The sequence below is a fragment of the Streptomyces sp. HUAS ZL42 genome, assembly GCF_040782645.1.
GTDB lineage: Bacteria > Actinomycetota > Actinomycetes > Streptomycetales > Streptomycetaceae > Streptomyces.
This window is the reverse complement of record NZ_CP160403.1, coordinates 5,280,368-5,307,166: the sequence shown is the minus strand read 5'-3', so window position 1 is coordinate 5,307,166 and position 26,799 is coordinate 5,280,368. Positions and strand designations below refer to the sequence as shown.

Sequence of the window (26,799 nt, the reverse complement as noted above, 5' to 3'; positions counted from 1 at the left end):
CAGGCAGTGGAAGGCCGAAGATGCCGGCGACCGATCTCCGCGCGTAGATCGTGGCGCCGCCCCTTGGCTCCCAACCCCCGGAACCCGCCTCGTAAGCTGTGCCCATGGCGAAGTGGACCCCCAAGCACGAGGCGCCGGAGCCCCTGGAGGGCCCCGTGGTCGCCACCATCACCGGCGGAACGATCGTCTGGTTCGTCCTCTTCCTCGCCCAGCTCCCCTTCTACGCCTGGTTCGACGACCACGGCCACACGTGGTGGGTGTGGACATGCCTCGCGGGCGGGGGGCTCGGACTCATCGGCATCTATTACGTCCGCAAGCGGGACGCGGCGATCAAGCAAGCGGCAACTCTGCGCGAGCGGACTCCTCCGGAGCAGCGAACGCCGGCTGAATAGACACCCCGGCACTGCTGCGGGCGTCGCTGGGAGATTTGCCGGGCCGGGGCTGAGGGGCAAAAAGATCCGTCGGCTACAACCACCGCACGACATCCGTCCTCCCCAAGTCGGAACTTCCGCCCCCTCAGCGGGTGAAGCCCCAAATCCGCACGTACCGTCGAATGCATGACGCACATCGACGCGGGCGCCCAGTTGGAGCCCGGGCACCCCGTGCCCGCCCCCTCGCCCCGGCCGACCGGCCTCACCGCGGCCCAGGTCGCGGAGCGCGTCGCGCGCGGCGAGGTCAACGACGTCCCGGTGCGCAGCAGCCGCTCCACGGCCGAGATCGTCCGCGCGAACGTCTTCACCCGCTTCAACGCGATCATCGGCGTGCTCTGGCTGATCATGTTCTTCGTCGCCCCGATCCAGGACGGCCTGTTCGGCTTCGTGATCCTCGCCAACACCGGCATCGGCATCATCCAGGAGTGGCGGGCGAAGAAGACCCTGGACTCACTCGCCGTCATCGGCGAGGCCCGGCCGACCGTCCGCCGCGACGGCACCTCCGCCCAGGTCGGCACCAGCGACATCGTGCTCGACGATCTGATCGAGATCGGGCCGGGGGACAAGGTCGTCGTCGACGGCGTCTGCGTGGAGGCCGACGGGCTCGAGATCGACGAGTCCCTCCTCACCGGCGAGGCGGACCCCGTCCTGAAACAGCCGGGCGACCAGCTCATGTCCGGCAGCTTCGTCGTCGCCGGCGGCGGCGCCTTCACCGCCACCAAGGTCGGCCGCGAGGCCTACGCCGCCCAGCTCGCCGAGGAGGCCTCCCGCTTCACCCTGGTCCACTCGGAGCTGCGCACCGGCATCTCCACGATCCTCAAGTACGTCACGTGGATGATGATCCCGGCCGCCCTCGGCCTGGTGATCACCCAGCTGATCGTCAAGGAGAACGACCTCAAGGACTCCGTCGCGCGCACGGTCGGCGGGATCGTCCCCATGGTCCCGGAAGGGCTCGTCCTGCTCACCTCCGTCGCCTTCGCCATCGGTGTCATCCGGCTGGGCAGGAAGCAGTGCCTCGTGCAGGAGCTCCCGGCCATCGAGGGGCTCGCCCGCGTCGACACCGTCTGCCTCGACAAGACCGGCACCCTCACCGAGGGCGGCATGGACGTCACGGAGCTGCGCCCCCTCAACGGCAGCGACGAGCCGTACGTACGGAAGGTCCTGGGGGCCCTCGGTGAGGCCGATCCGCGGCCCAACGCCTCCCTGCGGGCGATCATCGACGCCTACCCGGACTCCGACGACTGGCGCTGCACCGAGGCGCTCCCCTTTTCCTCCGCCCGCAAGTACAGCGGCGCCTCCTTCAGCGAGGGCGACGGGGAGAGCAGTACGTGGCTGCTCGGGGCGCCCGACGTGCTGCTCCCCTCGGACGATCCCGCCCTCGCCGAGACGGACCGGCTCAACGAGCAGGGTCTGCGCGTGCTGCTGCTCGCCCGGACCGACCGCGCCCTCGACGATCCCGAGGTCGGCTCGGGAGCCCGGCCCGCCGCCCTCGTCGTACTGGAGCAGCGGCTGCGGCCGGACGCGGGCGACACCCTGCGCTACTTCGCCGAGCAGAACGTCCACGCCAAGGTCATCTCCGGCGACAACGCCGTCTCGGTGGGCGCGGTGGCGGGCAAGCTCGGGCTCACCGGGGCCACCGTGGACGCGCGCCGGATGCCCGGCGACCGGGACGGGATGGCGCGGGCCCTCGACGAGGGCACGGTGTTCGGGCGGGTCACCCCGCAGCAGAAGCGGGACATGGTGGGGGCCCTGCAGTCGCACGGGCACACGGTCGCGATGACCGGTGACGGCGTGAACGACGTGCTCGCCCTGAAGGACGCCGACATCGGCGTGTCCATGGGGTCGGGGTCGGAGGCGACCCGGGCCGTCGCGCAGATCGTGCTGCTCAACAACAGCTTCGCCACACTGCCGTCGGTGGTGGCGGAGGGACGGCGGGTCATCGGCAACATCACCCGGGTGGCCACGCTGTTCCTGGTCAAGACCGTCTACTCGGTGCTGCTGGCCGTCCTGGTGGTCTGCTGGCGGGTCGAGTATCCCTTCCTGCCCCGGCACCTGACCCTGCTCTCCACCCTCACCATCGGCGTCCCGGCGTTCTTCCTGGCCCTGGCCCCCAACAAGGAGCGGGCCCGGCCCCATTTCGTACGGCGGGTCATGCGGTACTCGATCCCGGGCGGGGTGCTGGCCGGAGCGGCGACCTTCGTGACGTATCTGATCGCCCGGCACTACTACACGGGTGAGGGGGCGCTGGATGCGGAGACCAGTGCCGCGACGCTGACGCTGTTCCTGATCTCGATGTGGGTGCTGGCGATCATCGCCCGCCCGTACACCTGGTGGCGGATCGCGCTGGTGGCCGCGATGGGCGGGGCGTTCCTGCTCGTCCTGGTCGTGCCCTGGCTGCAGCACTTCTTCGCGCTGAAACTGGTCGGAATGACGATGCCGTGGATCGCGGTGGGCATCGCGGCGGTGGCGGCGGTCGCCCTGGAATTCCTGTGGAAGTGGGTCGACCGCCGCTTTCACGCCTGACGGGAGTGCTACTTCACGTCGACGAAGTCACCCGCGGCGTTGACCGCCGGGGTGGTCGAGGTGCCCGCGAAGCTGTAGCGGTAGTAGCCGTCGACGGTGGCCTTGACCGTGGTGCTCAGGTTGCCCGTCGAGTTGGTCTTGATGGTCTTGACGGTGGTGTAGGTGTTGCTGCCCTTCTTGCGGAACTGCAGCTTCACCGGCTGGCCCGTGTAGCCGTGGTACAGCCCGTCCTCCCAGTTGGCGCGGGAGAGCTTGCCGGTGACCGTGATGGTCTTGCCCTTCTTCACCGGCTCCGGCGAGGCGTTGACGGTCAGCTTGGAGGCGCGCTGCAGCTTGAAGGAGTTGGTCGGGTCCTTCACTGCGACGCCGACGTTGTCCAGGTTCGGGTTCTCGGGGTCCTCGCCGTTGAAGGCGACGGCGAAGGCGGCGGCCTTCCAGGAGCCGGCGTCCTCGTTCAGCAGCTCGTACGGGTCGACGGCGACGGTGGCCGTGCAGTTGGCGACGGTCGTGGACGTGGCGGTGCACTTCGCGTCGCTGCTGTCGATCCAGTAGATCGCGTCCTCGGACGAAGTGCCGCGGTACAGCTCGACGCCCGTGAAGAAGTCGGAGGCCTGGATGTTGACGTCCGCGCCGTGCGTCAGCGTGAAGGAGACCGGCACCTTCACCACGGCGGTGGTGCCGACGACGATGTTCTTGCCCTTGTTGACCTTGACGTTGGAGAAGGTGGCGTTCAGGGCGTACGGCGTGCCGTCCGCCGGGGCGGCGGCGACCGCCGACTTGTCGTCGGTGGCCGAGTGGAGGGCGTCGCTGGCGGCGGCGATGTCCGCGGGGACATTCGGGTCGGCGGCCTGCGCGGCCGGCACGACGAAGGCGGAGAGGGCCAGGGCGCCGGACACGGCGGCCACGGTGGCTCGTATACGCATGCGTTCCCCAAGTGGAGAGGGGCCCCGGCGGTCGTCGTGGTGCACGGCTCGCGGTGGTCACGTCCGGGGCCCAAGTGATCGTGGAGTCTGTTGACTCAATCGATCAGATTCGCGAGGGGAGCGAAGGGTTGTACGAACCGTGAAAATTCCGTGGGGAAAATCCCAAGATCCTCTGACGGATGTTCAGTACTGGTCGAACCAGCGGTCCCGCGCCAACTCCTGTGTCCGCGAAGGGTCTTCCAGCAACGCCGCCACCTCGAAGCGGCGCGGCCACTGGCCGGCCGCCCAGGCGAGCCCGGCGGCGACGCCCTCCAGCGTCGAGGCGTGCAGAACACCGTCGTCGGTGAGACGCCAGTCGATCTCCACGCCGTCGACGAGGAGTTCCTCGTGTTCGACGTACGTGTCCGGCGTCCGCGGCCCGAGCAGCACGCGTACCGGCTCCGGTACGTCGTGCTCGGTGCCGTCGGAGTCCACCCGGCCGGTGACGGACTCGCTCAGCCGCCGCACCTGGAACAGCTCGGCCAGCTCCGCGGCGCGCGTGGGGCGCACGGGCAGCAGCGGGACACCCTCGGTGAACGGCAGCAGGTCGGGCGAGTCGACGACCACGGCGTCGGCCGCGTCCACGACCTCGACCCGGCCGTCGACGACGGCCCGCAGTTCGTCCGGCAGGGTCACCTGCTCCGGGTCCAGCTCGGCCAGCGCGCCGTACAGGCCGTGCAGTTGGGCGCCGGTAACGGAGCGGTCCGGGTCGGCGAGCCGGTCGAGCAGTTCGGCGGCGCCGCCCGGCTCGTCGAGCAGCGCGGCCAGTGAGGTGCGTACGCCCAGCGCCCGCAGCACCTGCTCGTCGTCGAAGCCGGTCGCGTCGGCCTCGTCGTACAGGCCGCGCAGCAGCGGATCCCCGCCGGCGGCGAGGAGACCGGCCGGACGGCGGCCGTCGAGGACGTGGTGCCCGCGCAGCCACCACGCCGTGTACGGCCGTACGACCTCGTGGGTGCCGTCCGGCAGCAGGATGCGCAACGGCTGAACGAGCGCGTCACGCAAGGGGGGTTTCGACAGCAGCGAAAGAGCTCTCGCCCACTTGTCGTCGTCGACAAGGTCCAGGTCGCGTACGGCGACGAGTTCCGTCGCGACGGGGGGCACGGGGCTGTCGGGGAAGCGGTCGAGGATGTCCTCGCACCACACGTCCACGGCGTCGAGCAGCCCGGCGTCGTCGGGCTCGGGGAAGTCGCCTTCGCGGGGCTCGAGTTCGTCCGGGTCGAGGACGACGTCGGTGGCGCGGACGAGGGCGAAGTCGGCGAGGACGCCGCAGGCGGCGAGGGGTTGTTCGCCCCACTTCCCGGCCAGGTCGGCGTCGACTTCCGCGAGTTCGCCCGCCCGGATGACCTGGGCGAACGGGCTGCCGGGCAGGACGAGTTCGCCCGCCGGGGCCAACTCCCCGTCCTCGTCGGGGAGGGCGAGGGCGCCGAGCCAGGGCTCGTCACCGGGTTCCAGGCCCGCGTCCCGGACGAGGGCGAGGACGGCGTCCGCCAGCTCCTCCGCGTCGAGTGTGTCCTCCTCCCAGGCGGTGGCGCCCTCGTCGTCGAGGGAGGCGGCGACGGCGGCGCGCACCTGGGGCGTGGTGAGGACGGCCCGCGGCGTCGCGGGCAGCGCGCCGAGCTTCTCCAGGAGCGGGTGGGCGGCGTCCGGGTGGGCGACCTTGAGGCCGAGCCGGGCGAGGACCTCGGGGTCGATGCGGGCGGCGTCCGGGGTGGGGAGCAGGACCTGGCGGGGCCCGATGGTGGTCCGCCCTCCCCCAGTGCTAAACGCCTGGGAGGTGCCCCCAGCCAGCGGCACGGGCAGGCCGGAGAGCCGGTCGGGGTCGACGCCGGCGAGGCTGTCGTACAGCCGTCGCCACCAGCCGGGCTGCTTCTCCAGACCGGCCAGCCGGTCGATCGCGTCGGTGAGCGGGACCCGGGCCACGCCGAGGGTGCGCAGCTCGACGCGGCGTTCGAGGCCGGCGGGCAGGAGGGTGGGGAGTACTTCGGCCAGGACGTGGACGGTGTCGGCGCCCGCGCCTTCCACGATCTCCGCGTCCCTGGGGCGGAGGGACTCGGGCAGGTCGTCGTCGTGGTCCTGTCCCGGCTCGGCGGCGGGAGGGAGGAAGGAGGTGCGGGGCAGCCGCTCGAGGATCGCCTGGCGCAGGACGCCGTCGAGCTCGCCCTTGCCGAGCGGGCCGGGGACGAGGTCGATGACGCCGGTCGTCACCGGCCGCCAGTCAGCGAGGAGTTCGGCGTACGCGTCCGCCGCGCGCTGCACGAGGAAGTCGGTGAGGGGGCCCGGCGCGGCGTGCCGGCGGGTGGTGTCGAGGGGGAAGGAGGCGATGAGCAGTGCGGGCACGCCGAGCGGCTCGTCGCTGGGGGTGGGGGCGTGTACGACGGGGCTGGTGCCGGGGCGGACCGGGGCGCCGTCGGGGTCGGCCGGCACGGCCCAGGTGACGGACCAGTGGGGGCGCAGCCGCTCCTCCACGGGCCGGTCGGCGAGGAGGTCAGGGGTGAGGGGGCCGTGCGCGGAGACGGTACGCCAGTAGGTCGTGCCCTCGCGGGAGTCCTCCACGACCGTGTGGGCGCCTGCGGTACGGCGGCGCAGGGTGCGGGGCTCGCCGCTTCCCGTGGTCTCGATCACGACCTCTTCCAGGCCCGGCAGGGCGAGGAGCAGGGCGTCGTCCACGGCGTCGAGGAGGCGTTCGGCGAGGTCGGTGGCGGCCGTGTCCCGCAGCGGCAGGATGACGACCGTGTCGTACGGGTCCGGAGCGGTGCCCTCGGCGGCGAACGGGAGCCGCAGGAGGGGGACATGACCGTCTCGGCGCCGGATCTCGTCTCCGAGGCCGGGACTGTGGAGTGCCGTGTCGGCGGCCAGCTCGCGGGCCTCGGCGAGGGACCAGCGGACGCCGCCGTGCCGGCCGACGACCGCGGGTTCGTCGGTGACGGCGAGGACAGCGGCGAAGCCGACGCCGAAGCGGCCCACGGTGCCTGTCGCCCGGTCCGCCTCGGCGTCGCGCTTCGCGGAGGCGCGGAGGGTGGAGAGGGACTCGACACCGACCGCGTCGAGGGGGGCGCCGGTGTTGGCGGCGACGAGGACGCCGTCGCGGAGAGTGAGACGGAGGCGGCCGGGTACCCCTGCGCGGGCGGCGGCGTCGGCGGCGTTCTGGGCGAGCTCGACGACGAGGCGGTCCCGGTAGCCGCCCAGAACCAGGTCCTCCTCGGCGTTGGCGTCCTCGCGGAAGCGGGCGGGGCTGGTGGCCCAGGCGTCCAGTACGCCTCGCCGCAGACGGGCCGTGCCGAAGGGGTCCGCGCCCTCGGTTGCGGGCCGCACGAACTTGCTCACGTTCACTCTCCTCATCGGCGACGACTGAAGGTACCGCGCGGTGGAGTGACCGCAACTCGACGAGTCGGGTGGTGGGTGGCACAGGCCGGGGGTCCGGGGGCGGAGCCCCCCGGGGACGCGAACCCCCACACCGTCGCAGCCTTACGAGTGCCCCAACTCCGCCGCATCCTCGTCGGAGACGACCGGTACCGAGCCCGAATCCGGCGCCGGCCGCAGCGGGAACGGGTCGACGCGGGTCTCGTCGATCACCGGCGGAGCCGGCCGCGGCGGCTTCGGCATGACCGCCGCTTCGGAGTGGCCGCCGCAGCCGTACGCCAAGGACACGACCCGGCCGTCCGCCGGGGAGAACTCGTTGGCGCAGAGTCCGAACGCCTGACCGAGGGAGCCACCGAGGGGCACCAGGAAGCCGCAGGTCACGCAGGACGCCGGGGCCGCCTGGGCCATCGGGGTCTTCGCACCGAAGCTCTCTTCCCAGCGGTCCGCGGCGACGTGCAGGCCGTAGCGGGACAGGACGCGCGCGCGGCGCATGCCCAGTTCCTCCGCGAGCGCCGCGATCGAGCCGCGGGACGGAACGGTCGTGAGCTTCGCGGGCGGGCCCGCCGTGACCTCCGCGTCCTCCGCCTCGACCAGCTCGGCCATCTCCGACGAGACGGCCGAGCTCGCCACGGGTTCGTCCTCGCCCGAGTAGCCCGGCTCCAGGCGGAGGTCCTCGGCGTCGGTCGGGAGCAGGTCTCCCGGTCCCATGTCGCCGGGGCGCAGGCGCTCGCTCCACGGCACCCACTCCGGCGCCAGCACGGCGTCCGGGCCGGGCAGCAGGACCACCTCGTCCAGCGTCACGAACTTCGCGCGGGAGGCCCTCGCCACCGTGGCGGCCCAGCGCCAGCCCCGGTACCCGAGCTCCTTGCACTCGAAGAAGTGCGTGACAACGCGGTCGCCCTCGGACACCAGGCCCACGTGCTCGCCGACCACTCCTGGTGCGGCGGCCTCCTCCGCCGCGGCGCGGGCGAGGTCGACGGCCTCGGCGCACAGGCGGTCGGGGGTGCGGCTTCGCGTTGTCGCTGCGCTCACAGGTATCGCTTCTCTCCTACGCCGTCTCTCGGGTGCCGCTGCCTTCGGCGACGGAGCGGACGGAGCGGACCAGAGGGCCGCGTCGACGTCCGCGCCCGTTCGCGATGGGCGCACCTCTGCCATCCATTCTGCGGGATGGCTGAGATACGCACGCTACCTGTTCGGCGGCGCTCGGCCTACACCGACGGGCTTCTTCGCCGCCCACCCGTGACTCTCACCGACAAACTGCACGGCCATACGTGCCGTAACCGCACTATCAACGCCCCTCTCGGGGCACTATGACGTCGTGGCAACCGCGAGGTCGCCCCAGGGCACCACCGGGTCCGGTGGGGTCAAGGGGAGCAGTCGAGGCGGCGGTTCGGGCCGGGTCAACGGCGCCGTCCGCGCGGTCGGCCGTGCCCTGCACTTCCCGGTGACGGGGACGGCCCGCGGCATCCGCAAGGCGACCCATGCGCACGGCGCGGGCGAGTCCGGGCTGGGAAAGCTGATCGAACTGCACGGTGTGAACGGTGCCGGCGACGTCATGATCACCGTCGCCCTCGCCTCCACCGTCTTCTTCTCCGTCCCCACCGACGAGGCGCGCGGACGCGTCGCGCTCTACCTCGCCATCACCATGGCGCCCTTCACCGTCCTCGCACCGGTGATCGGGCCCCTCCTCGACCGGCTGCCGCACGGCCGCCGTGCGGCCATGGCGGGCGCCATGTTCGCCCGGGCGCTGCTCGCGCTGGTGCTGTCCGGGGCGGTCGTCACCGGCAGTATCCAGCTGTATCCGGCGGCGCTCGGCGTGCTCGTCGCGTCGAAGGCGTACGGCGTGGTGCGCAGCGCGGTCGTGCCACGGCTGCTGCCACCCCGGTTCTCCCTGGTGAGAGCAAATTCCCGGGTCACGCTCGGGGGGCTGCTGGCCACCGGCGTCGCCGCGCCGGTCGGGGCGGGGCTGCAGGCCATCGGGCCGCGCTGGCCCCTCTACGGCGCCTTCGTGATCTTCATGGTGGGAATGTTCCTGTCCTTCTCCCTGCCGCACAAGGTCGACTCGGCCAAGGGCGAGGACACGGCACTGCTGGCCGCGGACGAGCAGCATCTGCACGGACCGCACCGGCGGCCGGTCAAGCGGCCCGGCCTGCGGACGGTCGGCATCGCCGTCACCCACGCCCTCGGCGCCAACGCCGCGCTGCGCTGTCTGTCCGGCTTCCTGATCTTCTTCCTCGCGTTCCTGCTGCGCGAGCACCCGCTGAGCGGCCAGAGCGCCGCCGTGTCGCTGGGCATGGTGGCCGTCGCGGCGGGCGTGGGCAACGCGCTCGGTACGGCGGTGGGAGCGGCCCTGCGATCCCGGGCGCCCGAGATCATCATCGTGACCGTCGTCGCCTTCGTCCTGGGCACGGCGATCGTCGCCGCGATCTTCTTCGGCGCGTTCCTCGTGGTGTGCCTCGCGGCGATCGCCGGGTTCGCGCAGGCCCTGGCCAAACTGTCCCTGGACGCGCTGATCCAGCGGGACGTGCCCGAACTGGTGCGGACGTCGGCGTTCGCCCGGTCCGAGACGCTGCTGCAGATGGCCTGGGTGTTCGGCGGCGCGGTCGGCATCGTGATGCCGCTGAACGGCACGGCGGGCCTGTCGGTGGCCGCCGGCATCGTGGCGGCGGGCTGGCTGACCACCGTACGGGGGCTGCTGCGCTCGGTCCGGCACGGTGGTGCGCCGACCCACGTGGCGTAACACACACGCATGCCGCACCCCACGTGGGGAGCCCGTCGGAGGTGCCAGATAGCCTTCGGCCATGACCTGGATGCAATCCGTTGTGCGACGCCGCCGCGCCGTCGCCGCCGCCGGCGCCGTTTCCGCCGGACTGCTCGTCCTGTCGGCATGCGACAAGCCGACTCCGCTGTCCACGCTCACGGTCGGCCGCACCTCGGTCAGCGAGGAGGCCACCTGCGGCGGCGAGGGCGACTCCCTCAACGCCACGGACCTGACGAAGTGCCTGAAGGACACGGACATCAAGTCCATCAAGGTCGACCCGGACGAAACGGTCCGCTTCGGCGTCGACCCGGAAATCGCCGACAAGCGCTGGACGATCCTGATGAACGGTCAGCCGCTCACCGAGGACAGCGACAAGACGTACCGCACCATCCCGGGCAGCGTCTTCTTCAACGCCCAGTACGGCGCCCAGGGCGACTCCACGCTGGTCTCCATCAAGGCCGGGGACGGCAAGAAGGACAGCCAGACGGTCACCGGCCTGTGGTCCTTCAAGCTGAAGAAGGACGACTGATCGCTGCCGCTGGGCTTCGCGTACTTGTGGCCACCGCGGTCCCCGTGGAGAGGGACGCGGTGGCGCGGGCCTTCACGGGGCCGGAGAGCGGCCCGTCCGCGGCGGTGACCGTCGATGTCCTGGCCGTCGGCGTCGGCCCCGCCCTGGCCGCCGCCTCCACGGCCACCGCCCTCACCACAGCCGCCATCGAGGGCGCCCCCTACGGCCTGGTGGTCTCCGCCGGAATCGCGGGCGGCTTCGCGCCGGACGCCCCCGTCGGATCCCTCGTCGTCGCCGACGAGATCACCGCGGCCGATCTGGGCGCCGAGACCGCCGACGGATTCGTGCCCGTCACCGAGCTGGGGTTCGGGACCGTCACCCACCGTCCACCGGAACCACTCGTACGAGACATCGCGGCCGCGACCGGGGCACGCACCGGCGCGGTACTGACCGTCTCCACGGTGACCGGCACCGCCGGGCGCGCCGCCGCCCTCCGCGCCCGTCACCCCACCGCCCTCGCCGAGGCGATGGAGGGCTTCGGGGTCGCCGAGGCCGCCGCCGCGCACCGCACTCCCGTCGCCGAGGTACGCGCGGTCTCCAATCCCGTCGGCCCGCGCGACCGTGCGGCCTGGCGCATCGGCGACGCGCTCACCGCCCTCACGGCGGCCTTCGGGAAGCTCACGCCCGTACTGGAGAGTTGGAACCCACATGACCCGTGAGCCCGTGCAGCCCCTGCAGATCGCCTACTCCCCCTGCCCCAACGACACCTTCGTCTTCGACGCCCTCGCGCACGGCCGCGTCCAGGGCGCGCCCGCCCTCGATGTGACGTTCGCGGACATCGACATCACCAACGGCATGGCCGAGCGCGGCGAGTTCGACGTGCTGAAGGTGTCGTACGCCGTGCTGCCGTACGTCCTCGACGAGTACGCGCTGCTGCCCTGCGGGGGCGCGCTGGGGCGGGGGTGCGGGCCGCTCGTGCTGACCAGCGAGGCGGGGGTCGACCTCACCGGCCGTACCGTCGCCGTGCCGAGCGAGAAGTCGACGGCGTACCTGCTGTTCCGGCTCTGGGCCGCGGACACGCTGCCCGGCGGGGTCGGCGAGATCGTCGTGATGCCCTTCCACGAGATCATGCCGGCCGTGCGGGACGGGAAGGTCGACGCGGGACTGGTGATCCACGAGGCGCGCTTCACGTACCAGAGCTACGGGCTGCACAAGCTCGCCGACATGGGCGAGCACTGGGAGGACACGACCGGGCTGCCGATCCCACTGGGCGCGATCATCGCGAAGCGGTCGCTGGGCGCGGAGACGCTGACGCTGCTCGCCGAGTCGATCCGTACGTCCGTACGGGCGGCCTGGGACGACCCCGAGGCCTCCCGCCCCTACGTCATGGAGCACGCCCAGGAGATGGACCCGGCCGTCGCCGACCAGCACATCGGGCTGTACGTCAACGAGTTCACCGCCGGCCTCGGCGACGACGGCTACGCGGCCGTCCGGGGACTGCTCACGCGTGCGGCGGCCGAGGGGCTGGTACCGCCCCTCGGCCCGAACGCGCTCGACTTCCCGTAGATCCGGCGGGTCAGACGTCCAACTGGTCGGCGACCGCGCGCAACAGACCCGCGATCTTCTTACCGGAGGCCTTGTCGGGGTAACGGCCCTTCTCGAGCATCGGCGTGATGTTCTCGAGGAGGGTCGTCAGGTCCTGGACGATGGAGGCCAGCTCGTCCGGCTTCTTGCGGGTCGCGGCCGCGACCGAGGGGGTCGGGTCCAGGATGGTCACGGAAAGGGCCTGGTCGCCGCGCTGTCCGGCGACGACCCCGAACTCCACTCGCTGTCCGGGCTTGAGCGTCTCGACTCCGGCGGGGAGGACCGAGGAATGGACGAAGACGTCACCGCCGTCGTCGCGGGAGAGAAAGCCGAAGCCCTTCTCACTGTTGAACCACTTGACCTTGCCGGTAGGCACGTCTGTCCTCGTCCTCGTACTCGTCGGAAAACTGCTTCTGAAAACGGCTCTTGATAACACTAGAGCGGGTCGTCGGGACCCGCCGGTACCAAGGCTAATGCTCTTCGGGCGGGTGACAAGACGTCGCCCGGTTGTTCCTTCGGGCTGGGAACTACCCTGGTCCGGTGCGTGACAAAACCCAAACGAATTCCGCCGCTCCGGGTGACCGACTGATCCGTGCCGGTGCCATCGTGTTCTTCGCCGGCGCCGTGGCCACGCTTGTCACGATGGCCCCGCTCTTCCTCGGTACGACGCCTTTTCCGACGTACATGTTCGGATTGAGCATGCTCATGGGCGTCGGGTTCCTGCTGGCCGGCGCGGGCGTGCTGCGGTCGATCGCGGCGGGGCGGCGTCAGGCGCGCGGCGCGTCGAGGTAGCCGGTGAGCCAGGCCGGGAAGGCGGTCAGGTCGTCGAGGACGACGTCCGCCCCCGCCGCCCGCAGTTCGTCCGGGCCGCACGGCCCGGTCGGCACGGTGACCGAGAGCGTGCCCGCGGTCCGCGCCCCGCGCACGTCACCCACGTGGTCGCCGACGTAGACACTCGCGCCGTGCTCGCGCAGGGCCTCCGCTTTCTGCTCGGCCCACAGATCGCCGACGACGGCGTCCGGCTCGATGCCGAGGTGCTCCAGGTGGAGTTCGGCGTTCGGCTCGTACTTGGCGGTGACCACGATCGCCCGGCCCCCGGCCGCCCGTACGGCGGCGATCGCGTCGCGGGCGCCGGGCATGGCGGGCGTCGCGGCGATGGCGGTGGCCGGATACATCTGCCGGTAGAGGTCGCCCATGGCCTCGATCTCGTCCGCCGGGAACCAGTTGACCAACTCATCGGCGAGCGGCGGCCCGAGCCGCGTGATGGCCAGGTCGGCGTCGATGTACGTCCCCGTCCGCTCGGACAGCGCCGTGTAGCAGGCGTGGATGCCCGGCCGGGAGTCGATGAGGGTCATGTCCAGGTCGAAGCCGACGGTGAGCGCGGGACGGGTCGTGAAGGCCATGGGGGTCATTCTGCCCAGGCCGTACGACGGCGGGGTGACCGGCGGTCGTACGGCCACCGGCTGTCTTTTGTCACCGCTGCCTTTCGTCACCGCTGTCTTTTGTCACCGCTGTCTTCTGTCACCGCTGTCTTCTGTCACCGCTGTCTTTGTGATCGCCACACCAGGAACAGTGCCGATGCCACGGCGGCGCCGCGTACCACCCACGGCCAGGTCTGGGCGACGGCCTCGTTCATGTGGCCCTGGGCGATGGGGTCGCCCCACCGGCCCTCGTTGCGGCCCCACAGCCACACCAGCCCGGCCGTGACCGCGAGTCCCGGCAGGCCCATGACCGCCCACTTCGTCTCCGCCTGGGTGAGCCGGCGGGAGGCGTAGGCGATGAGCCAGCCGAGGATCAGCGCGAACCAGTTGCCGAGGACCGCGCCGACGACGAGACAGCCCGCGGCGATCAGGAGGAGAGGGTTGCTCCATCCCGCGGCGGCGCGCAGGGGCAGGAGACGGCGGCGGGCGGGGTCGGGACCGTCGGCGAACTCCTCGTCGGCGACCGGCTCGGGCTCCTCGGCCGTCTCCTTCTCCGCCCGCTTCTCCGCCTGCTTCTCCTTCGGCGGTGGGGGCTTGAGCAGGTCCGGGATCTCGACGCCACCGACGAAGCCGGGCACCTCGTCCCCGAGCCCGAAGGCGCTGCCGTCCGTCGGCGTCCGCCACCAGTCGGGTCGGGTCGCGCTGCCCCCCAACTCGTCGGCACTCGCGAGATGCGGTGGGGACGGCGCGTCGGAGGGCGGGGGGCCGCTCGTGTCGGAACGAGGCCTGGAGCGTGGTACGACGCGCCGCAGCCCCTTCGGCCGTTGCTCGTCCTCCCCGTCCCGCTGTACGGGAACGGAGGCGGCCGGCGCCTGCGGGGTGCCCGGGGTGCCGTCGGCCGCTGCCGCGACCACGTCGTCCGGGCTGCCGAGGCGGGCGATGATGCGGCGGACGGCGGCGGGGCTGTCGACGGGCGCCTTGGCGCGTCGGCGGTCGATCTCGTTGCGCAACTCCGAGACGAGCCGCATGCGCGTGCCCGACGGCAACTGCCGCTGCTGAGCGACGTCTCCGACGCGGCTCAGGTACTCGTAGACGACTTGGTCGCTCTCGATCCCCACGAAGTCCCTCCGGGGGTTGGCGCATGGAAACCCCGCTGCACGAAGGTATCGCGAGCCCATGAAGCGCCCGTAACCGCACGCGCCGAACAGGGGCTCCGCCCCTGCACCCCGACCTTCGCCCACCCACCACCCGACTCGGTCGGACAGGAGGGCACCGTTGCCGGCCGCGCCCACCCCGAAACACAGGCGAGCCCCCCGTCACACCCACCCGCTACCGTGGTTCAGATGAGCACCGAGGACCCCCCGGCCCCCCGCTCCCTCGCGGAAGCGCTCCGCGCGAGGGACGACGTCTCGCTGGCCGCCCTCCTGCGCAGCCGTCCCGACCTCATCACCCCCGTCCCCACGGACCTCACCCAGCTCGCCACCCGCGCCGGTACCCGCGCCTCGGTCCTCCGTGCCCTGGAGCGGCTGGACCGGTTCGCCCTGCAGACTGCGGAGGCCCTGGCCGTCGCCGCGGACCCGGCACCGTACGACGAGTTGCTCGGGCTGATGGCCGGGGACCGGCCGGACCCGGCCGTCGTCGCCGCGCTGCCCGGCGCCGTGGCGGCCCTCCGCGAGCAGGCACTGCTCTGGGGCGCCGACGACCGTCTCCGCCTGGTCCGCACCGCCCGCGAACTGCTCGCGCCCTCCCCGCAGCACCCGTCCCCGACGGGGCTCGGCCCGACGGTCCAGGAAGCCACCGCGGGCATGTCGCCGGGCCGTATCCAGGAGATCGTCACCACCGCCGGGCTGGCCTCGACGCACGACTCCGTCTCGGCCGTCGCCTCGCTGACCGGCCTCTTCAGGGACCGCGAACGCATGGCCGCGCTGCTCGCCGGGGCCCCGGCCGAGTCGCGGGAGGTCCTGTCCCGGCTGGTCTGGGGGCCGCCGTACGGGCAGGTCACCGCCGACCCGGCCGTCCACCTGCGCTGGCTCCTCGACCGCGGCCTGCTGCTGCCGACGGCGCCCGGCACGGTCGTCCTCGCACGCGAAGTCGCCCTGCACCTGCGCGACGGCCGCGCCCACCGCGAGGCCGAGCCCGTGCCGCCCGCTGTCGAGCCCGCGGCGGCGCACCGTCCACAGGTTGTGGACGCGACGGCGGCCGGGCAGGCGTACACCGCGCTCGCGACCGTCGAGGAGCTGCTGAAGGACTGGGACGAGGGCGGCCCGCAGGTGCTGCGGGCGGGCGGGCTCAGCGTCCGGGACCTGAAGCGGACCGCCGTCGCCCTCGACGTACCGGAGCCGGTGGCCGCCTTCTGGGTCGAACTCGCCTACGCGGCCGGGCTGTTGGCGTCCGACGGGGAGGCAGACGAGCGGTACGCGGCGACACCCGCGTGGGACGAGTGGCTGGAGCGGCCGGCCGCCGAGCGGTGGACACGGCTCGCGGAGGCCTGGCTCGCGGCGACGCGCACGTCCGGCCTGGTCGGGGGGCGGGACGCGAAGGACCGTGCGCTGTCGGCGCTGGGTCCTGGCCTCGACCGCTCGGCCGCGCCCGAGGTGCGCCACCGTGTGCTCACCCTGCTGGCCGCGCTGCCGGAGGGTGCCGCCCCGTCCGCCGAGTCGGTCCTCGCCCGGCTGCGCTGGGAGCGCCCGTTGCGGGGGCCGCAGCGCGACGACGACCTGCGCAGCCGTCTCGCCCGGTGGACCCTGTCGGAGGCGGAGCTCCTGGGGATCACCGGCCGGGGCGCACTGTCCGCCCAGGGACGGGCCCTGCTCGGCGCCCCCGCGGCGAAGCCACCGCAGACGGAACCCGAGGGTCCGGGCGACAAGCTCCCCGTCCACCACCGCCCGGCGCCCCTCGACCCCCTCTCCCCCGCCGAACAGGCCGTCGCCTCCGCCACCGCCGCGCGCCTTCTCACCCCCCTCCTGCCCGAGCCCCTGGACCACGTCCTGCTCCAGGCGGACCTGACCGCGGTGGCCCCCGGCCCGCTCAGGCGCCCGCTGGCCGACATGCTGGACGTCCTCGCGGACGTCGAGTCGAAGGGCGGGGCGACGGTCTACCGCTTCACCCCCGGCTCGGTGCGCCGCGCCCTGGACGCCGGCCGGGCCGCCGCCGACCTGCATGCCTTCCTGGCCGCGCACTCCCGCACACCGGTGCCCCAGCCGCTGACGTACCTGATCGACGACGTGGCCCGCAGGCACGGCCACCTGCGGATCGGCGCGGCCTCGGCCTACGTCCGGTGCGACGACGACACCCTCCTGAACGAGATCCTCGCCGACAAGCGCGCCGCCGCCCTGCGCCTGCGCCGTCTCGCCCCCACGGTGCTGGCGGCCCAGGCCGACCCCGCGACCCTCCTCGACGGCCTGCGCGCGATGGGCTACGCCCCCGCCGCCGAGTCCGCGGAGGGCGACGTCCTGATCACCCGCGCGCACGCCCACCGCACCCCGCCCCGCACGGCCCCCGAGCCGGTCCCGGAGGGTCCACCGGTCCCCGACTCCACGCTCCTCGCGGCCGCCATCCGAGCGATCCGCGCGGGCGACCTGGCCTCGACCACCCCCCGCAAGCCGACGAACGCCACCTCGCCGGCCTCCGGCGCCCTGCCGCGCACCACCGCCGCCGAAACCCTCGCCACCATGCAGGCCGCCGTCCTCACCGGCGAGGCCCTCTGGATCGGCTACGTCAACGCCGACGGCGCCGCCAGCCAGCGCGTGATCGCACCGGTGCGGGTCGAGGGCGGGTTCGTGACGGCGTACGACCACACGGCGGACGAGGTGCGCACGTACCCGCTGCACCGGATCACCGGGGTGGCCGAGCTGGCCGACGACCAGCCGTGATCGTCCGGCGGTAGGGCACACTGGACGTTTGGCCGTAGGGAAAGGGTGTGCCGCGCGTGAATGGTCCGCTGATCGTCCAGTCCGACAAGACCCTGCTCCTGGAAGTCGACCACGAGCAGGCCGACGACTGCCGTCGGGCCATCGCGCCCTTCGCGGAGCTGGAGCGGGCGCCGGAGCACATCCACACGTACCGGGTGACGCCGCTGGGGCTGTGGAACGCGCGGGCGGCGGGACACGACGCCGAGCAGGTGGTCGACGCCCTCGTGCAGTACAGCCGGTATCCCGTGCCGCACGCTTTGCTCGTCGACATCGCCGACACGATGGACCGCTACGGGCGGCTGACGCTCAGCAAGCATCCGGCCCACGGTCTCGTGCTCACCACCACCGACCGGCCCGTCCTCGAGGAGATCCTGCGCTCCAAGCGGATCATTCCGCTCGTGGGCGCCCGGATCGATCAGGACACCGTCGCCGTGCATCCGTCCGAGCGCGGACAGATCAAGCAGGTGCTGCTGAAGCTGGGCTGGCCCGCCGAGGACCTCGCGGGGTACGTCGACGGCGAGGCGCACCCGATCGAGCTGCGCGAGGACGGGTGGGCGCTCAGGCCGTACCAGAAGCAGGCCGTGGAGAACTTCTGGCACGGCGGGAGCGGGGTCGTCGTGCTGCCGTGCGGGGCCGGGAAGACGCTGGTCGGGGCCGGGTCGATGGCCCAGGCCAAGTCGACCACGCTCATCCTCGTCACCAACACCGTCTCCGCCCGGCAGTGGAAGCACGAGCTGGTCAGGCGGACCTCGCTGAACGAGGACGAGATCGGCGAGTACAGCGGGACGCGGAAGGAGATCCGGCCCGTCACCATCGCCACGTACCAGGTGCTGACCACCAAGCGGAAAGGCGTCTATCCCCACCTCGAGCTGTTCGACTCGCGGGACTGGGGGCTCATCGTCTACGACGAGGTGCACCTGCTGCCGGCGCCGGTCTTCAAGTTCACCGCGGATCTGCAGGCGCGGCGGCGACTCGGTCTGACGGCCACGCTGGTGCGCGAGGACGGGCGGGAGTCGGACGTGTTCTCGCTGATCGGGCCCAAGCGGTTCGACGCGCCCTGGAAGGAGATCGAGGCGCAGGGCTACATCGCGCCCGCCGACTGCGTCGAGGTCCGGGTGAACCTGACGGACTCCGAGCGGCTCGCGTACGCCACCGCCGAGACCGAGGAGAAGTACCGCTACTGCGCGACGACCGACACGAAGCGGAAGGTGACCGAGGCGATCGTGCGGCGCTTCGCGGGCCAGCAGATCCTCGTCATCGGGCAGTACATCGACCAGCTCGACGAGCTCGGCGAGCATCTGAACGCGCCCGTGATCAAGGGGGAGACGAGCAACGCCCAGCGCGAGAAGCTCTTCGACGCCTTCCGTGAGGGCGAGATCAGCGTGCTGGTCGTGTCCAAGGTCGCGAACTTCTCGATCGACCTGCCGGAGGCGACGGTCGCCATCCAGGTGTCGGGCACCTTCGGGTCGCGGCAGGAGGAGGCACAGCGGCTGGGACGGGTGCTGCGGCCGAAGGCCGACGGTCACCAGGCCCACTTCTACTCGGTGGTCGCGCGGGACACCATCGACCAGGACTTCGCGGCGCATCGGCAGCGGTTCCTGGCCGAGCAGGGCTACGCGTACCGGATCATCGACGCGGACGAGATCCTCGCCGGGGACTGACCCCGGCGGGTCACTTGCGGCGTACGCCGGCTTCCTCGCCGTACTCGCCGAGGATGATCACGTCGAACGCCGCGCCCGCGAACACCTTGACGGCGCGCAGGGCCTCGCCGAGGCGGTGACGGTGGCTGCCGAGGACGGCGGTGGCGCCGGGCGGGCGGCCGGGGCCCGGGGTGATGGTTGCTGCGCTCATGTCTCCATGGTCGCTCTCCGCGGGTACGGAGGTCATCGGTCTCCGGGGCCAACCTCCGTCGCCGGCGCGTAGTACTTCGGACTGACCCGTTACCCCCGGGGTGGAAGGCTCATCCCCTAGGGGATGGGACTGAGGTAGGAGACAAGCGACGGGGGCGGAAGAAAACCGTTGGCCTCCCCGTCCTCCGCTCACCTAAGATCTCCGCTCTTGCCCGCCTCCCTCTCGGAGCGCCGCCGACCGGACGGAAACCGGTCGGCATCCCGCAGCGATTCATCCACCTGTCCAGCAGGTCCCTCCGGAGGCACCCCCTTGTCCACGCCCGTCGACGATCCCCTGTCCCGAGAGCGCTCCCACCTCGCGCGCTCCCGCGCGGCGCTCCGCGCCATGCGCGAGGACGTCGAGTCCCTCGACATCAGCGACGTCACCGCGAACTGGGTCAACGCCGAGGTCCTCGCCCACCAGATCGGCGAGCGGATCAAGGCGCTGGCCGACCTCACCGACACCCCGCTGTTCTTCGGCAGGCTCGACTACCTGCACGCTCCCGGTGCCGAACGGGCGGAGGGCGGCGAGGGCGAACGCCCGCGGCCGGAGGCCGCTTATCAGACACTGCACATCGGGCGCCGGCACGTGCACGACGCCGAGGGCGACCCGATGGTCGTCGACTGGCGTGCGCCGGTCTCGCAGCCGTTCTACCGGGCGTCCAAGAAGGACCCGATGGACATCGCGCTGCGCCGCCGCTTCGGGTACACGGGCGGCGACCTCACGGCGTACGAGGACGAGCACCTCTCCGACCCGGCCGAGGCCGCGAAGACCAGCAAGCTGCTCCAGCAGGAGATCGAGCGGCCGCGTGTCGGCCCGATGCGCGACATCGTCGCCACCATCCAGCCCGAGCAGGACGAGATCGTACGCAGCGGGCTGGGCGGGACCGTCTGTGTGCAGGGGGGTCCGGGGACCGGAAAGACGGCCGTCGGTCTCCACCGCGTCGCCTACCTCCTCTACGCCCATCGCGAGCGCCTCGCCCGCACCGGCACCCTCGTCATCGGACCGAACAGGTCCTTCCTGCACTACATCGAGCAGGTGCTCCCGGCGCTGGGCGAGTTGGCGGTCGAGCAGGCCACCGTCGACGACCTCGTCGGGCATGTGGAGGTCCGGGGCACGGACGAGGCGGCGGCCGCGGTCGTGAAGGGCGACGCGCGGATGGCGGAGGTGCTGAAGAGGGCCGTCTACTCGCACGTGACCCCGCCCACCGAGCCGGTCGTCGTGGTGCGCGGCTCGCGTCGCTGGCGGGTGCCGGCGTACGAACTCGAGGACATCGTCCGTGAGTTGCTGGACCGCGACATCCGCTACGGCGCCGCCCGCGAGGCCCTCCCGCAGCGCATCGCGCACGCCGTGCTGGTGCAGATGGAGCGCTCGGGCGAGGCCCCGGACGACCGCGTGCAGGACGCGGTGGCCCGCAACAGCGCGGTCAAGGCGGCCGTGAAGGCGATCTGGCCGCCCGTCGACCCGGCGAAACTCGTCCTGCGGCTGCTGACGGACGCGGACTTCCTCGCCGTGCACGCGGAAGGCGTCCTCACCGAGGACGAGCAGAAGACGATCCTGTGGGCGAAGCCGGTGCGGAGCGTGAAGTCCGCCAAGTGGGCCCCGGCGGACGCGGTGCTGATCGACGAGGCGACCGACATCGTCGAGCGGACGCACTCCCTGGGCCATGTCGTGCTCGACGAGGCGCAGGACCTCTCCCCGATGCAGTACCGGGCGGTCGGCCGCCGCTGCACCACCGGTTCCGCGACCGTCCTCGGCGATCTGGCGCAGGGGACCACGCCGTGGGCGACGCGGAGCTGGGACGACGCCCTCGCCCATCTCGGCAAGTCCGACGCGGTGATCGAGGAGCTGACGGCCGGTTTCCGCGTGCCGACGGACGTCATCACGTACGCGTCCCGCCTGCTCCCGCACATCGCACCGGGCCTCACCCCGGTCGCGTCGGTCCGTGAGAACCCGGGCTTCTTCGACCTGCGCCCCATCACCGGCACCGCCGAAGTCGTCGCCGCCTGCGAGGAGTTGCTCCGCAACGAGGGCTCGACGGGCCTGATCGCGGCCGACGCCCGCATCCCCGCGCTGGCCGAGGCACTCGCGGCAACGGGCATGGCGTATCTCGCCCCCGGCGAGGAGACGACCCGGGAGACGCGGCTCACGCTGGTCCCGGCGTCCCTCGCGAAGGGCCTGGAGTACGACTACGTGGTCCTGGACGAGCCGCAGGCGGTGGTGGACGGCGAGCCGGACGAGCGCACGGGCCTGCGCCGCCTGTACGTGGCCCTGACCCGAGCGGTCTCCGGCCTGATCGTGACCCACGCGGCCCCGCTGCCGCAGCAGCTGGGGTAGGGGTTTCGCCCCCGGGGCGCTGCCCCGGACCCCTCCAGGGGGCTCCGCCCCCTGGACCCCCGGGCCTATGCCCACCCACCACCCGACTCGGTCGGACAAGAAGCGGGACCGAACCCGGTTCAGTCCCCGTCCAGCACCCTCCGCCACTCCGCCACCGCAGCCACCGACACCGGCGCGGACCAGCCCCCGGGCCGAGCCGCCCCGCCGATGTGAAACGCGTCGACGCCGGCCGCGCGCAGGAGCGGTACGTGGTCAAGGCGGAGGCCGCCGCCGATGAGGAGCCGCTGCTCATATCCCGGCTCCCCCGACCGCCCCGCCTCCGCGACCAACGTGGGGAGCCCGTCGTCGACACCGCCGGCCGCCCCCGCCGTCAGATACGTGTCCAGCCCCGGCAGCGCGTCCAGCTGCTTGCGCAACGCATCCCGATCCCCCGCATGGTCGATCGCCCGGTGAAACGTCCACCGCCCCCCGTCCAGCGAATCCACCACCCGCTCCACAGCCCCGAGATCCACCGCCCCCTCCGCGTCGAGGAACCCGAGCACGAACTCCTCGGCCCCGGCCGCCCGCAGCTCACGGGCGACCGCCACCAGCCGGTCCACGTCCCCAGCCACGAACCCGTCCGCCGACCGCACCATCACGCGCAGCGAGATGTCGACGGCGGCGCGGATCGCGGCGAACGTCCCGACCGACGGGGTGAGCCCGTCGGCCGCGATGTCGGTGACCAGTTCGAGGCGGTCCGCGCCTCCGGCCTGGGCGGCGATCGCGTCCTCGACGTCGAGGGCGATCACCTCCAGGACTGCACGCTTGCTCATGGGACCCCATTCATCGACGACAACAGGTCTAGTCCAATTCAAGACTACGCCCGCATCCCGCCGGAACAGGGCCCCCTCACCCGAAGATGTTCAGCTCCCCCGGCTCCACCCCGGCCAGCTCGTACGACGCTCCCCGCACCGGCCGCCCCGCATACAGCCGTACGAGGGTCGCGGCGTCCCCGATGAACCGGGCCGGAGGCCGCTCCCCGCTCACGTCCCCGAGCCGCAGCGGCTCGTCCACGTCGTCGAGGTCGGCGTGCAACGGCACATGGCCCTTCTCCCGGGTGATCCGGGCGAGCAGCACCAGCGCGTCCGGCAGCCCCGCCCCCGCATAGGCCCCCGGTTCCCCGAGGACCTCCCGCACATCCCCGGCGTGCACCCACTCACCGAGCGCGATCATGTCCAGCACCCCGCCCGCCTTCGCGATCACCGGCCCCGCCTCGGTCATCCCGCGCTCCAGCTCGTCCACGACCTGCGCGTTCGACCAGTCGGCCCGCTCGGCGATGTCCCGGTCGTTCGACTCGGGCGAGAACACTCCCTTCTCGTAGCGGCTCTCCACCACCCGCATCAGCGCGGACGAGCAGTGCGCCAGCACGTCCCGCACGGTCCACCCCGGACATGCCTCGGTCGGCAGCGCGAAGTCCGCGTCGGGCCTGGCCCGCAGCAGCGGGATCAGTGCCTCGCGCTCGACGGTCAGCAGCCGTCCGGGCAGTTCGGGGTCGCGTGCCTCGTGTACATCAGCAGCAGTCATGAGCTCCAAACTAGGGGCCGTGCGACGCACCGGGGGAGAATGAGCGCATGGCCGATCCCGACGCCCTGCGCGCCCGCTGGACCAGCGCCCTGGAAGGAGCCCGGGCACCCGGTACCGGCCCCGACCCGGTGCCGTACGCCGACAATCTCCTCGCCCGCTGGCAGGAACCGCAGCGCAGGTACCACACGCTCGCGCATCTCGCCGCGGTCCTGGACCGCATCGACGAACTCGAGGCGTACGCGGCCGACCCGGACGTCGTCCGTCTCGCCGCCTGGTTCCACGACGCGGTCTACCTCCCCGACCGCTCCGAGAACGAGGAGCGCTCGGCGCGCCTGGCCGAACGCGCCCTCCCCGAAGCGGGCGTGCCCGCCGCGAAGACGGGCGAGGTCGCCCGTCTGGTCCGCCTCACCGTCACCCACGACCCGGCCGACGACGACCCCGACGGCCAGGTGCTGTGCGACGCAGACCTCGCGATCCTGGCCTCTCCCCCGTCCGCGTACGCCGCCTACACGGCGGCCGTCCGGGAGGAGTACCACTTCGTCCCCAATGACGCCTTCCGGGAGGGTCGCGCCGCGGTCCTCCGACAACTCCTCGAGCTGCCGAGGCTGTTCAGGACGCCGTACGGGACGGAGCACTGGGAGGCGACCGCCCGGTACAACATCGGCGCCGAGCTGGACCTGCTGTCGGCCTGAGAGACGGTCCCGGCGGCCCATACGTCGACTGGTCGCATCGCAGAGCACATTGAGCGTTGGGGGTGCGTTCACCTCGCCTCCCTAGCTTCGCAGAATGCCAGACATATCCAGTCGTGCGCGGGTGCCCCAGGTGCCCCGCCAGCATGGTGGCGCCGCGCTCGTCTCCTATGTGTTGCCTGTCTTCAACGAAGCGGACGGGATACGTCACTTCCACGAGGAGCTCGTCGAGGCTCTGCTGGAACTGCCGGAGTACACCTACGAATTGGTGTACGTGAACGACGGCTCCGCCGACGGCACGCTTCGCATCCTCGAGGACATCGCGAAGAACGACCCGCGCGTCCGGATCGTCGACTTCGCGCGCAACTTCGGGCACCAGATGGCCATCACGGCCGGTATCGACGCGGCACGCGGTGACGCCGTCATCGTCATGGACACCGACCTTCAGGACCCGCCGCGGGTCAGCCTGGAGCTGATCCACGCCTGGCGGGACGGGGCGGAGATCGTGCACGCCCGCCGGCGCACCCGGCAGGACACCCTGTTCAAGCGGGCCACCGCCCACGCCTACTACCGGATGCTGCGCTCGTCCACCGACGTGGACATCCCGCTGGACACCGGCGACTTCCGGCTGATGGACCGCCGCGCCGCCGACGAGCTGCGGCGCTTCCGCGAGCGCAGCCGGTTCGTGCGCGGCATGGTCGCCTCGATGGGGTTCCGCCAGACCGAGGTGCACTTCGACCGCGACGAACGGTTCGCCGGGGAGACCAAGTACCCGCTGCGCAAGATGGCTCGACTGGCGATCGACGGCCTCACCGGCTTCTCGACCGCACCCCTGCGGATGATCACCAAGCTCGGTTTCATCGTGCTCGCGCTGTCGCTCGTCGGCATCTGCTACGCGCTCACCATGAAGGTCGTGCGGCCCGACATCACCGTCTCCGGCTGGACGATGCTGATGGTGGTCGTCCTGTTCCTCGGCGGGGTGCAGATGCTGTCGCTCGGCGTACTGGGCAGCTACATCGGCCGTACCTACAGCGAGGTGCAGGGCCGGCCCCTGTACACGGTCCGGCAGATCATCCAGCACGACACCGCCGTCGGCGACGGCGTCAACGGTGACGGCGTCGACGGTGACGGTGACGATGACGATGACCACTGAGAACGTCGTGCGCACCGAATCCCCGGTGCGCACCTCGCGCGCCCGCGACCTGCGGCAGCTGATCACGTACGCCCTCGTCGGGGGCACCGGCGTGCTGCTGGACCTGGGCGCGTTCGTGCTCCTCTACAACGTCGTCGGGCTGCACGAGCAGGTGGCGAACGTCATCTCCACCAGCCTCGGCATCACCAACAACTTCGTCCTCAACGCCCTGTTCACCTTCAGCAAGCGCGACCGTCTGCTCATGCGCTATCTGCGCTTCTACGCCGTCGGCCTGACCGGCATCGGCCTGACCTTCGTGCTGCTCGCGGTGTTCTCCCAAGGGCTCGGCATCGACCCGAACCTGGTGAAGGCCGGCTCGCTGCCGGTGGTGCTGGTCTTCCAGTTCGCGCTCAACAGAAAGTGGAGTTTCGCATGAATCTCGGGGTCATCGGCGCGGGAGCGACCGGCCTCACCGCCGCGTACGACGCGGTCAAGCAGGGCCACACGGTCACCGTCCTGGAGGCCGCCGACGAACTGGGCGGGCTGGCCGCGTCGATCCCCGTCGGGGGTGTGCCGCTGGAGCGCTATTACCACCACATCTTCCGCAGCGACCGCCAGATGATCGAGCTCATCGAGGAGCTCGGGCTCGGCGGAGACCTGCGCTTCCACAAGACCACCACCGGTGTGTTCCGGGGCGGTCGGACGCACCCCTTCAGCACCCCGCTGGAGATGCTGACCTCCCCGCTGTTCGGCCTGCCGGCCGGTATCCGCTTCGGGCTGTCGTCGGCGTGGCTGAAGATCGTGCGTGACGGGGAGCGGTTCACCGACCGCACCGCCCTGAGCTGGCTCGACAAGTGGGCCGGGCGGCGTGCCACGGAGGCCGTCTGGGAGCCGCTGCTGCGCGGCAAGTTCGGCGACCGCGCCGACGAGGTGTCCATGGCCTGGCTGTGGGCGCGCGTCCACTGCCGCACCTTCGAACTCGGCTATCTGGACGGCGGGTTCGACCGGGTGTACGCGACGCTGCGCGACCGGATCGCCGAGCGCGGCGGCAAGGTCGAGTTCGGCAAGCGGATGGAGACGGTGCGCCAGGACGGCGACGACGGTCCGGTCACCGTGCGCACCGCGGACGGCGCCTCGTACACCTTCGACCGTCTGATCGTCACGACCCCGCAGCCCGCCTTCGCCAAGGCCGCCGACGCGCCCGCCGACGACGCCGTCTGGCGCAACCAGTACCTGGGCGCGACCTGCTTCGTCCTGGAGCTGGACCGCAGCGCCATCCCGTACTACTGGCTCAACATCAACGAGCCCGAGTTCCCGTTCCTCGCGGTCGTCGAGCACACGCAGATGATCGACCCGGCCCAGTACGGGGGCCGCCACATCCTCTACGTAGGCAACTACGTCGAGCGGGACGACTGGCGTTTCACCACCGAGCCGGCCGAGCTGCTGGAGCGGTATCTGCCGTGGCTGAAGCGCATCAACCCGGAGTTCGACCGCAGCTGGATCCAGGACTGGCACTTCTCGCGGGCGCCCTTCGCCCAGCCCGTGGTCACGCCCGAGTACAAAGCGCTGATCCCCGGCCACCGAACCCACCTCAGCCGGGTGACGCTCGCGACGATGGCGCAGATCTACCCGCAGGACCGCGGGCAGAGCTACTCGGTGGAGCTGGGCCACAAGGCGGCGCGGATCGCGGGCACGGTCTGACCGACGCTCAGCGGAACAGGCCCCGG

The 26,799-nt window shown here is 71.9% G+C and carries 23 protein-coding genes; 14 read left to right on the top strand and 9 right to left on the bottom strand.

Annotated features, from left to right (window positions below):
* Nucleotides 1-104 precede the first annotated feature (104 nt).
* Complete coding sequence (locus tag ABZO29_RS24505; RefSeq protein ID WP_367322316.1) at nt 105-392, top strand: DUF2530 domain-containing protein; 288 nt, start codon at nt 105-107, stop codon at nt 390-392.
* 165 nt (nt 393-557) lie between these two features.
* The gene (locus ABZO29_RS24500; RefSeq protein WP_367322315.1) at nt 558-2,954 is read left to right on the top strand and encodes an HAD-IC family P-type ATPase; all 2,397 of its coding nucleotides are present in this window, start codon (nt 558-560) and stop codon (nt 2,952-2,954) included.
* Nucleotides 2,955-2,962: 8 nt separating this feature from the next.
* On the opposite strand, the gene ABZO29_RS24495 is transcribed toward ABZO29_RS24500, so the two are convergent.
* From ABZO29_RS24495 to ABZO29_RS24485, 3 genes are all read right to left on the bottom strand, one after another.
* Nucleotides 2,963-3,877, bottom strand: coding sequence for a hypothetical protein (locus ABZO29_RS24495; RefSeq protein WP_367322314.1), 915 nt, complete (start codon nt 3,875-3,877; stop codon nt 2,963-2,965).
* Nucleotides 3,878-4,060: 183 nt separating this feature from the next.
* Nucleotides 4,061-7,255: a molecular chaperone Hsp90 gene (locus ABZO29_RS24490; RefSeq protein WP_367322313.1), complete on the bottom strand. Its 3,195-nt coding sequence runs from the start codon at nt 7,253-7,255 to the stop codon at nt 4,061-4,063.
* A gap of 126 nt (nt 7,256-7,381) precedes the next feature.
* On the bottom strand, nt 7,382-8,308 hold the full coding sequence (locus ABZO29_RS24485; RefSeq protein ID WP_367322312.1) for a DUF3027 domain-containing protein: 927 nt from the start codon (nt 8,306-8,308) through the stop codon (nt 7,382-7,384).
* Nucleotides 8,309-8,594: 286 nt separating this feature from the next.
* On the opposite strand from ABZO29_RS24485, the gene ABZO29_RS24480 reads away from it, so the two are divergent.
* From ABZO29_RS24480 to ABZO29_RS24465, 4 genes are all read left to right on the top strand, one after another.
* The gene (locus ABZO29_RS24480) at nt 8,595-10,016 is read left to right on the top strand and encodes an MFS transporter (RefSeq protein WP_367322311.1); all 1,422 of its coding nucleotides are present in this window, start codon (nt 8,595-8,597) and stop codon (nt 10,014-10,016) included.
* A 61-nt stretch (nt 10,017-10,077) separates the two neighbouring features.
* Nucleotides 10,078-10,566: a DUF2771 domain-containing protein gene (locus ABZO29_RS24475; RefSeq protein WP_367322310.1), complete on the top strand. Its 489-nt coding sequence runs from the start codon at nt 10,078-10,080 to the stop codon at nt 10,564-10,566.
* Entirely contained in the window at nt 10,536-11,264 is a 729-nt protein-coding gene (locus ABZO29_RS24470; protein WP_367322309.1) for a futalosine hydrolase, read from the top strand. The genes ABZO29_RS24475 and ABZO29_RS24470 overlap by 31 nt, the downstream gene beginning before the upstream one ends.
* On the top strand, nt 11,254-12,111 hold the full coding sequence (locus ABZO29_RS24465) for a 1,4-dihydroxy-6-naphthoate synthase (protein WP_367322308.1): 858 nt from the start codon (nt 11,254-11,256) through the stop codon (nt 12,109-12,111). The genes ABZO29_RS24470 and ABZO29_RS24465 overlap by 11 nt, the downstream gene beginning before the upstream one ends.
* Before the next feature lie 10 nt (nt 12,112-12,121).
* On the opposite strand, the gene ABZO29_RS24460 is transcribed toward ABZO29_RS24465, so the two are convergent.
* Nucleotides 12,122-12,505, bottom strand: a complete 384-nt coding sequence (locus ABZO29_RS24460) for a cold-shock protein (RefSeq protein WP_367322307.1) — start codon at nt 12,503-12,505, stop codon at nt 12,122-12,124.
* A gap of 164 nt (nt 12,506-12,669) precedes the next feature.
* Here ABZO29_RS24460 and ABZO29_RS24455 point away from each other — a divergent pair, with 164 nt between their 5' ends.
* Nucleotides 12,670-12,921, top strand: coding sequence for a hypothetical protein (locus ABZO29_RS24455; RefSeq protein WP_367322306.1), 252 nt, complete (start codon nt 12,670-12,672; stop codon nt 12,919-12,921).
* Here the strand turns inward: ABZO29_RS24455 and ABZO29_RS24450 are convergent.
* Entirely contained in the window at nt 12,897-13,541 is a 645-nt protein-coding gene (locus ABZO29_RS24450; RefSeq protein WP_367326229.1) for an HAD family hydrolase, read from the bottom strand. The two genes, ABZO29_RS24455 and ABZO29_RS24450, sit on opposite strands and share 25 nt — an antisense overlap.
* 125 nt (nt 13,542-13,666) lie before the next feature.
* On the bottom strand, nt 13,667-14,668 hold the full coding sequence (locus ABZO29_RS24445; RefSeq protein WP_367322305.1) for a hypothetical protein: 1,002 nt from the start codon (nt 14,666-14,668) through the stop codon (nt 13,667-13,669).
* A gap of 225 nt (nt 14,669-14,893) precedes the next feature.
* Here ABZO29_RS24445 and ABZO29_RS24440 point away from each other — a divergent pair, with 225 nt between their 5' ends.
* Nucleotides 14,894-17,422, top strand: a complete 2,529-nt coding sequence (locus ABZO29_RS24440; RefSeq protein ID WP_367322304.1) for a helicase-associated domain-containing protein — start codon at nt 14,894-14,896, stop codon at nt 17,420-17,422.
* Nucleotides 17,423-17,478: 56 nt separating this feature from the next.
* Entirely contained in the window at nt 17,479-19,122 is a 1,644-nt protein-coding gene (locus tag ABZO29_RS24435; protein WP_367322303.1) for a DNA repair helicase XPB, read from the top strand.
* Between the two features lie 10 nt (nt 19,123-19,132).
* On the opposite strand, the gene ABZO29_RS24430 is transcribed toward ABZO29_RS24435, so the two are convergent.
* A complete protein-coding gene (locus tag ABZO29_RS24430) occupies nt 19,133-19,312 on the bottom strand; it encodes a hypothetical protein (RefSeq protein ID WP_367322302.1) in 180 nt (59 codons plus the stop codon).
* A gap of 309 nt (nt 19,313-19,621) precedes the next feature.
* On the opposite strand from ABZO29_RS24430, the gene ABZO29_RS24425 reads away from it, so the two are divergent.
* The gene (locus ABZO29_RS24425; RefSeq protein ID WP_367322301.1) at nt 19,622-21,688 is read left to right on the top strand and encodes a UvrD-helicase domain-containing protein; all 2,067 of its coding nucleotides are present in this window, start codon (nt 19,622-19,624) and stop codon (nt 21,686-21,688) included.
* A 119-nt stretch (nt 21,689-21,807) separates the two neighbouring features.
* Here ABZO29_RS24425 and ABZO29_RS24420 read toward each other — a convergent pair whose 3' ends face one another.
* Together ABZO29_RS24420 and ABZO29_RS24415 are read right to left on the bottom strand one after the other, a co-directional pair.
* Nucleotides 21,808-22,500 (bottom strand): copper homeostasis protein CutC, encoded by a 693-nt coding sequence (locus ABZO29_RS24420; protein WP_367322300.1) that lies wholly within the window; start codon nt 22,498-22,500, stop codon nt 21,808-21,810.
* Nucleotides 22,501-22,576: 76 nt separating this feature from the next.
* Nucleotides 22,577-23,251: a maleylpyruvate isomerase family mycothiol-dependent enzyme gene (locus tag ABZO29_RS24415; RefSeq protein ID WP_367322299.1), complete on the bottom strand. Its 675-nt coding sequence runs from the start codon at nt 23,249-23,251 to the stop codon at nt 22,577-22,579.
* 47 nt (nt 23,252-23,298) lie between these two features.
* On the opposite strand from ABZO29_RS24415, the gene ABZO29_RS24410 reads away from it, so the two are divergent.
* The 4 genes from ABZO29_RS24410 (at nt 23,299) to ABZO29_RS24395 (ending at nt 26,773) form a co-directional block, all read left to right on the top strand.
* On the top strand, nt 23,299-23,943 hold the full coding sequence (locus tag ABZO29_RS24410) for a hypothetical protein (protein WP_367322298.1): 645 nt from the start codon (nt 23,299-23,301) through the stop codon (nt 23,941-23,943).
* Between the two features lie 94 nt (nt 23,944-24,037).
* The gene (locus ABZO29_RS24405) at nt 24,038-25,093 is read left to right on the top strand and encodes a glycosyltransferase family 2 protein (protein ID WP_367322297.1); all 1,056 of its coding nucleotides are present in this window, start codon (nt 24,038-24,040) and stop codon (nt 25,091-25,093) included.
* On the top strand, nt 25,083-25,508 hold the full coding sequence (locus tag ABZO29_RS24400; protein WP_367322296.1) for a GtrA family protein: 426 nt from the start codon (nt 25,083-25,085) through the stop codon (nt 25,506-25,508). Before ABZO29_RS24405 ends, ABZO29_RS24400 begins: the two co-directional genes overlap by 11 nt.
* Nucleotides 25,505-26,773 carry an NAD(P)/FAD-dependent oxidoreductase gene (locus ABZO29_RS24395; RefSeq protein ID WP_367322295.1) on the top strand — a complete coding sequence of 423 codons (1,269 nt, stop codon included), beginning with the start codon at nt 25,505-25,507 and terminating at the stop codon, nt 26,771-26,773. The genes ABZO29_RS24400 and ABZO29_RS24395 overlap by 4 nt, the downstream gene beginning before the upstream one ends.
* Nucleotides 26,774-26,799 lie beyond the last annotated feature (26 nt).